This window comes from Nocardioides sp. YIM 152588, assembly GCF_040191335.1.
Taxonomy (GTDB): domain Bacteria; phylum Actinomycetota; class Actinomycetes; order Propionibacteriales; family Nocardioidaceae; genus Nocardioides.
Map to the genome: position 1 here is coordinate 1 of NZ_JBEGDJ010000092.1, position 7,618 is coordinate 7,618.

General features: G+C 75.0%; 4 protein-coding genes. 3 read left to right on the forward strand and 1 reads right to left on the reverse strand.

The window, feature by feature from the left end; translation table 11 throughout:
- The 3 genes from cydD to ABLM29_RS21835 form a co-directional block, all read left to right on the forward strand.
- Window positions 1–3,086, forward strand: a 3,086-nt coding sequence (gene cydD, locus ABLM29_RS21825; RefSeq protein ID WP_349716729.1) for a thiol reductant ABC exporter subunit CydD, incomplete at its 5' end; no start/stop codon positions are given.
- Complete coding sequence (locus ABLM29_RS21830) at window positions 3,083–4,495, forward strand: MoxR family ATPase (protein WP_349716730.1); 1,413 nt, start codon at window positions 3,083–3,085, stop codon at window positions 4,493–4,495. The genes cydD and ABLM29_RS21830, both read left to right, overlap by 4 nt.
- Window positions 4,496–4,636: 141 nt before the next feature.
- Window positions 4,637–6,655 carry a vWA domain-containing protein gene (locus ABLM29_RS21835; RefSeq protein WP_349716733.1) on the forward strand — a complete coding sequence of 673 codons (2,019 nt, stop codon included), beginning with the start codon at window positions 4,637–4,639 and terminating at the stop codon, window positions 6,653–6,655.
- Between the two features lie 52 nt (window positions 6,656–6,707).
- Here ABLM29_RS21835 and ABLM29_RS21840 read toward each other — a convergent pair whose 3' ends face one another.
- Window positions 6,708–7,247, reverse strand: coding sequence for a hypothetical protein (locus ABLM29_RS21840; protein WP_349716732.1), 540 nt, complete (start codon window positions 7,245–7,247; stop codon window positions 6,708–6,710).
- Window positions 7,248–7,618 lie beyond the last annotated feature (371 nt).

Below are 7,618 nucleotides of genomic sequence, written 5' to 3' on the forward strand. Positions count from 1 at the left end.
AGGCGCGGCTGCGTGCGCGGGGCGGGGCCGGGGACGGCACGGGAGCCGCGGCGGCCCTGCTCACGCGGGGCGTCGCCGCCGCCGAGCCGTACCTGACCAAGTACGTCCCGGCGCTGGTGCTGGCCGGCGTGGTGCCCGCGCTGACGGTGGTCGCGATCGCCAGCCAGGACCTGATGAGCGCCGCGATCGTGCTGTTCACCCTGCCGCTGGTGCCGGTCTTCGGTGCGCTGGTCGGGCTGGCCACCCGTGACCGTGCGGCGATCCAGTGGCGGGCGCTGGAGTCGCTGTCGGGCCACTTCGTCGACGTCGTCCGCGGGCTGCCGACGCTGGTCGCGTTCCGCCGCGCCCGCGCCCAGTCCGGGCGGATCGGGGAGCTGACCGACCGCTACCGCCGCGCCTCGCTCGGCACCCTGCGGGTCGCGTTCGCCTCGTCCGCCGTGCTGGAGCTGGTCGCCACCCTGTCGGTCGCGCTCGTCGCGGTCACCGTCGGCCTCCGGCTCGCCGCCGGCCACCTCGAGCTGGGCACCGCCCTCGTGGTGCTGCTGCTCGCCCCCGAGGCGTACTGGCCGCTGCGCCGGGTCGGCGCCGAGTTCCACGCCTCGGCCGAGGGGGCGGAGACGTTCGTCGCGATCACCGCGCTCGAGGAGTCCGCCGCCGAGCCCGCTGAGCACCCCGAGGGCGCGAGTCGGCAGGAACTCTCTGCCGACTCGGCGGGACTGGTGCTCGATCGGGTGAGCGTGCTGCGGCCGGGACGCGCGGTGCCGGCGCTCGACGGCGTCACGCTGACCGTCCCGGACCGCGGGCTGACCGCCCTGGTCGGTCCGTCGGGCTGCGGCAAGTCGACCCTGCTCGCGGTCGCCGCCGGCCAGCTGCCGCCGACCGCGGGACGGGTGCTGCTCGACGGTGAGCCCGTCGCCGGCGACGCCTGGCGGTCCCAGGTCGCCTTCCTCCCGCAGCGCCCGGTCTTCCTGCCCGGGAGCATCGCCGACAACCTCCGTGTCGCCGCACCCGGCGCCGACGAGGAGTCGTTGTGGCGGGTGCTGCGCCGGGTCGCGCTGGCCGAGCGCGTCGCCGCGCTCCCGGCCGGGCTGGACTCGCCGCTCGGCGAGGACGGCGCCGGGCTGTCCGCCGGCGAGCGCGCCCGCCTCGCCCTGGCCCGGGTCGTGCTCTCCGGGCGCCGCTGGGTGCTGCTGGACGAGCCGACCGCGCACGTCGACCCGGTGACCACCCGCGTGATCGCCGAGACCGTGGCCGACCTGGCTCGCGACCGCGCGGTGCTGGTCGTCGCCCACCGGCCCGAGCTGGTCGACCTCGCGGACCGGGTGCTGACGCTCGCGGCGCCGACCGGCGAGCCGGTCGCGCCCACCGCCGCGCCGACCGCCGCGAAGCCCGCGAGGCCCGCGCCGGTGCCCGGCGAGCCGGACGACGAGGAGACGCCCGGACCGGGGCTCGGAGCGGCGACCGTCATCGGTGGCCTCGCCTCCACCTGCGGCGTCGCGCTGACCGCGACCGCCGGCTGGCTGATCGTGCAGGCCTCCACCCACCCGCCCGTGCTGACGCTGCTGGTCGCGGTGGTCAGCGTGCGCGCCTTCGGCATCGGCCGCCCCGCGCTCCGCTACGTCGAGCGCCTGTGGTCCCACGACGCCGCGCTGCGCCTGCTGGCCCGCCGCCGGGTCCGCGTGTACGACGCCCTGGTGCCGCTGACCCCCGGCGCGCTCGGCCGGCGGCGCGGCGACCTCCTCGCCTCCGTGGTCGACGACGTCGACGCCGTGGTCGACGAGGAGATCCGGGTGCGGCTGCCGCTGCGCGGCTACGCGATCACCCTCGCCGTCTCGACCGCCGTCGGGCTGGTCGTGCTCCCGGCCGCCGGGCTCGTCGTCGCCGCCACCGCCAGCCTCTTCCCGGCCGGCGCCTACGTCCTCGCCCGCGCGGCAGCCACCCGCGCCGAGCGGCGCGCGGTCGCCGCCCGGGCCCGGCTCTCCACGGCCGCCGTCGACCTGCTCGACGGTGCCGCCGAGCTGCAGATGTGGCAGCGCACCTCCGACGGCGTCGCCGCCCTGACCCGGGCCGGCGACGCCCACGCCGCGGCCGCGCGGGCTGCCACTGCGGGCCTGGCCGCCGGCCGGGCGCTCGTGCTGGTCGGCACCGGGATCGGCATGGTCCTGGTCGCCCTGCTCGCCGCCGACGCCCACGCCGCCGGCACGGTCAGCGCGCCGCTCGTCGGCCTGCTCGTGCTGCTGCCGCTCGCCCTCGGCGAGGTGGCCGCCGGCGTCCCCGAGGCCGGCGCGCTCGCCGCCCGGTGCGCAGCTGCCCGCGCGCGGCTGGAGGAGATCGAGCACCGCGAGCCGGTGGTGAGCGATCCGGACCGGCCCGTCGACGTACCGGCGGGCAGCGCGGTGTCCCTCGACGCGATCAGCGTCGGCTGGGGCGCCGAGCCCGCGGTCACGGACCTCGACCTCGACCTCGCCCCCGGCGAGCGGGTCGGACTGGTCGGGCCGTCCGGCTCCGGCAAGAGCACGGTGGCCGGCCTGCTGCTCCGGTTCCTCCCGGCGCGATCGGGCACCGCGACCCTCGGAGGCGTCGACCTGGCGACGCTCGCCGGCGACGACGTCCGCAGCCGCGTCGGACTGGTCGACGACGACCCGCACCTGTTCGCCAGCACGCTGGTCGAGAACGTCCGCCTGGCCCGGCCCGGCTCGAGCGACGACGAGGTCGACCGGGCGCTGCGCGCGGCCCGCCTGGGGGCCTGGCTCGACGCGCTGCCCGACGGCCTCGACACCTGGCTGGGTGACGGCCACGGCGGCGTCTCCGGCGGCGAGCGGGCCCGCATCGCCATCGCCCGCTGCCTGCTCGCCGACCAGCCGGTGCTCGTGCTCGACGAGCCCGTCGCGCACCTCGACCACGCCACGGCCGAGGACGTCGCGGCCGAGGTGCTCGGCGGCGACCCGGGCGGCGGGGGCCGGGGCGACCGCGCCGTGCTGTGGATCACCCACGACCCGGTCGGTCTGGACCGGGTGGACCGGGTGCTGGATCTCGGGATCGAACGGGACAGGGGGCTTGCCGTCGGCAGTAGCGTGAAGGCGTGACAGCCCCCCAGCCGACTGCCGCCACACTCGGAGAGCTGCGCGCCTCCGGCCACGTGCACCGCCCGCTGCGGACCGAGATCCGCGAGAACCTGCTGGCCAGGCTCGCCGCCGGCGAGGATCCCTGGCCCGGCCTGCACGGCTTCGAGGACACCGTGGTCCCGCAGCTCGAGCGGGCCCTGATCGCCGGCCACGACGTGGTGCTGCTCGGGGAGCGGGGGCAGGGCAAGACCCGGCTGCTGCGCACCCTGGGTGGGCTGCTCGACGAGTGGACCCCGGTGATCAGCGGCTCGGAGCTCGGCGAGCACCCGTACGAGCCGATCACCGTCACCTCGCGGGCGGCCGTCGCCGAGCACGGCGACGACCTGCGGATCTCGTGGGTGCACCGCTCGGAGCGGTACGCCGAGAAGCTGGCCACCCCCGACACCTCCGTCGCCGACCTGATCGGCGACGTCGACCCGATGAAGGTCGCCGAGGGGCGCTCGCTGGGCGACCCCGAGACCATCCACTTCGGGCTGATCCCGCGCAGCCACCGCGGCATCGTCGCCATCAACGAGCTGCCCGACCTGGCCGAGCGGATCCAGGTCGCGATGCTCAACGTGATGGAGGAGCGGGACATCCAGATCCGCGGCTATGTGCTGCGGCTGCCCCTCGACGTACTCGTGGTGGCCAGCGCCAACCCGGAGGACTACACGAACCGCGGGCGGATCATCACGCCGCTGAAGGACCGGTTCGGCGCGGAGATCCGCACCCACTACCCGACCGAGCTGGACGCCGAGGTCGCGGTGATCCGCCAGGAGGCCGACCTGCTGGAGGGGCAGGTCGAGATCCCCGACTTCCTGATCGAGATCCTGGCCCGGTTCACCCGCAACCTGCGCTCCTCCTCCTCGGTGGACCAGCGCTCCGGCGTCTCGGCGCGGTTCGCGATCGCCGGCGCGGAGACCATCGCCGCCGCGGCGCTGCGGCGCGCCACGTTGCACGGCGAGGACCACGCCGTCGCGCGGGTGGTCGACCTGGAGACGGCGACCGACGTGCTGGGCGGCAAGATCGAGTTCGAGAGCGGCGAGGAGGGCCGGGAGAGCGAGATCCTCACCCACCTGCTGCGCACCGCGACCGCCGAGACCGTCCGCGGCACCTTCCGCGGGCTCGACTTCGCGCTGCTGGTCGAGGCCGTCGAGGACGGCGCGATGATCACCACCGGCGAGCACGTCACCGGCCGCGACTTCCTGACCGGGCTGCCGGTGCTGGGGGAGTCCGACCTCTACGACCAGGTCTGCGAGCGGGTCCTCGGTGAGGGCGGCGGCAGCAACGACGGCGAGCGCGCCGCGGCGATCGAGCTGGCGCTGGAGGGCCTGTACCTGGCCCGCAAGATCGGCAAGGACACCGACGGGAGCGCGACCGTCTATGGCTGATCGCGAGTCGGCACAAACTGACGCCCGGCTGAGCCGCGAGCCGGCAGAAACTGACACGCGCCGGCGTCAGTTTCTGCCGACTCGCGGAACCACGCATCGAGCAGGCAGGCAGTTTGTGCCGACTCGCGGGATGGCGGCGTGATGAAGGACCGGACCAGGTTCAAGCGGTACGAGGGTGGCGACCCGCTGGCCCCGCCGGTGGACATCGCCGAGGCGCTGGACGCCATCGGCCAGGACGTGATGGCCGGCTACAGCCCCGAGCGGGCGATGCAGGAGTTCCTGCGCCGCGGTGGCCAGGAGCGGGCCGGGTTGGACGACCTCGCGCGCCAGGTCGCCGAGCGGCGCCGCGACCTGCTCCAGCGGCACAACCTGGACGGCACCCTCGAGGAGGTGCGCCGGCTGCTGGAGACCGCCGTGCTGGAGGAGCGCAAGCAGCTGGCCCGCGACGCCCTGATGGACGACGCCGACCGCGCCTTCCGCGAGATGCGGATGGAGAACCTGCCGGACTCGCCGGCGGCCGCCGTCACCGAGCTGGGCGACTACGACTGGCAGTCGCCGCAGGCCCGCGAGGCCTACGAGCAGATCAAGGACCTGCTCGGCCGCGAGCTGCTCGACCAGCGGTTCGCGGGCATGAAGCAGGCGCTGGAGAACGCCACCGACGCCGACCGGCAGGCGATCGACGAGATGCTCGGCGACCTCAACGACCTGCTGGAGAAGCGGGCCGCCGGGCAGGACACGCAGGAGGACTTCGAGGAGTTCATGGCCAAGCACGGCCAGCACTTCCCGGAGAACCCCGAGAACCTCGACGAGCTGCTCGACGCGCTGGCCGAGCGTTCGGCCGCCGCCCAGCGGATGCTCAACTCGATGAGCCCGGAGCAGCGCCAGGAGCTGATGGAGCTCTCTGCCCAGGCGTTCGGGTCACCGGCCCTGATGGACCAGCTGGACCGGCTCGACCGGAACCTGATGTCGCTGCGCCCCGGGGAGGACTGGAACGGCTCGGAGCGGTTCGGCGACGGCGACCAGGGCCTCGGCCTCGGCGACGGCACCGGGGTGCTGCAGGACCTCGCCGACCTCGACGCGCTCTCCGACCAGCTCTCCCAGTCCTACGGCGGCGCGCGGCTCGACGACGTCGACCTGGACCGGCTGGCCCGCCAGCTCGGCGACCAGGCGGCCGTCGACGCGCGGCGCCTGCAGGACCTGGAGCGCGAGCTGCGCCGCTCCGGCGCGATGGAGCGCGGCTTCGACGGCGAGCTCCGGCTGACCCCCAAGGCGATGCGGCAGCTGGGCAAGGCGCTGCTGCGCGACGTCGCCGAGCGGATGTCGGGTCGCCAGGGGCAGCGGGACCTGCGCCGCGCCGGCGCCGCCGGCGACCTGTCCGGGGCGACCCGGCCGTGGGAGTTCGGCGACACCGAGCCGTGGGACATCCCGCGCACGATGCTCAACGGCGTGCTGCGCCGCTCCGGCGACCCCGCCGGCCCCCGGCTCTCGATCGAGGACGTCGAGGTCGCCGAGACCGAGGCCCGCACCCAGGCCGCGGTCGCGCTCTGCGTCGACACCAGCTTCTCGATGGCGATGGACGGGCGCTGGGTGCCGATGAAGCAGACGGCGCTGGCGCTGCACACGCTGATCGGCACGCGGTTCCGCGGCGACGACCTGGAGCTGATCGGGTTCGGCCGTCACGCCCAGAGCATGCGGATCGAGGAGCTGACCGCCCTCGACGCGCGCTGGGCGAAGGGCACCAACCTGCACCACGCGCTGCTGCTCGCGAACCGGCACTTCCGCAAGCACCCGAACGCGCAGCCGGTGCTGCTGATCGTCACCGACGGCGAGCCGACCTCCCACCTCGAGCCCGACGGCCAGGTGTACTTCTCCTACCCGCCGCACCCGATGACGATCGCGCTCGCGGTGCGCGAGCTCGACAACGCCCGGCGCCTCGGGGCGCAGACCACCTTCTTCCGGCTCGGCGAGGATCCCGGCCTGGCCCGGTTCATCGAGTCGATGGCCCGCCGGGTCGAGGGCTCGGTGATCGCGCCCGAGGCCGACGACCTGGGCGCCGCGGTGGTCGGCTCCTACCTCGGCTCGCGGCGACCGGGCGGCGGCTCGGCGGGTCCGGGCAGCTACGGCGACTGGTTCGGCGGCCGGGGCTTCTGGGTCGGCTGAGCCGGGACCGGTGGATCCGGGCTGAGCGGCGCCCGGCCGGGGCGGCTCGCGGTCAGCCCTTGCGCAGCCGGGGCACGTAGACGTAGTCGTCGTTGCAGTCGTCGGCCGGGTCGGCGCAGCCCGGCCCGTGCAGGGCGCCCTTCGCGACGGTGTACGCCGCGAACCCGGCGCGCTTGTTCTTCGGGTGCGTCCAGCCGTCCGAGGTCGAGCGGAGCACGATCCGGATGACGTCGCGCTCGAAGTTCCACCGGGCGCTGATGCCGTCGTCGACCTTCGTGCCGCCGGTGCCGCTGTACGCCCGGGCGCGGACCACCTTCTCGCCCTTGCGGTAGAGCGTCCAGACGCGGGTGAAGTCGCCGTCGGGGAAGTAGATGCCGGCGAAGACGCGGGTCTTCTTCTTGCTCGCCTTCTCCAGCCGGACCTTCCAGACAACCCGCTTCTTGCCGTAGATGATCGTCGCCGAGATCAGCCGGTTGCCCTTGTTGCTCTGCTCCGGACCCGAGCCGTCCACGACGGTCTTCGTCGCCGCCGAGGCGACCCCCGGAGCGAGCGCGACGAGCAGGACGACGGCCAGCACGATCACCTTGCGCATGCGCCACGCTAACCCGGGTCACGGGGCGCCCCACAACCCCCTTGTGGATGACGCGACGGAGGGGATTGGCGGTCCCCGCGCGCGGGGACGTGGCCGGGCATGACCCCTCGCGAGACACCGTTCCCCGACCCGTCCGGCGGCGGTCCGCCGCCGTGGCCCGGCCCGTTCTGGGCGGAGGTACGCCGGCGGCGGCCCGACGTGGGACTGGTGCTGCTGCCGGGGGAGCCGGGTGGTGGTGCGCCGGTCGAGGGCGAGCCGGGTGGGGCCGCGTCGGACGATGCCGGCCGTCGAGTCCAGGTGCATCCGCTCCATGGCGCCGTTGACGTCCTTGACCCAGGTGCGCAGCTTGGGGGCCTCCCCGTCGATGGCGG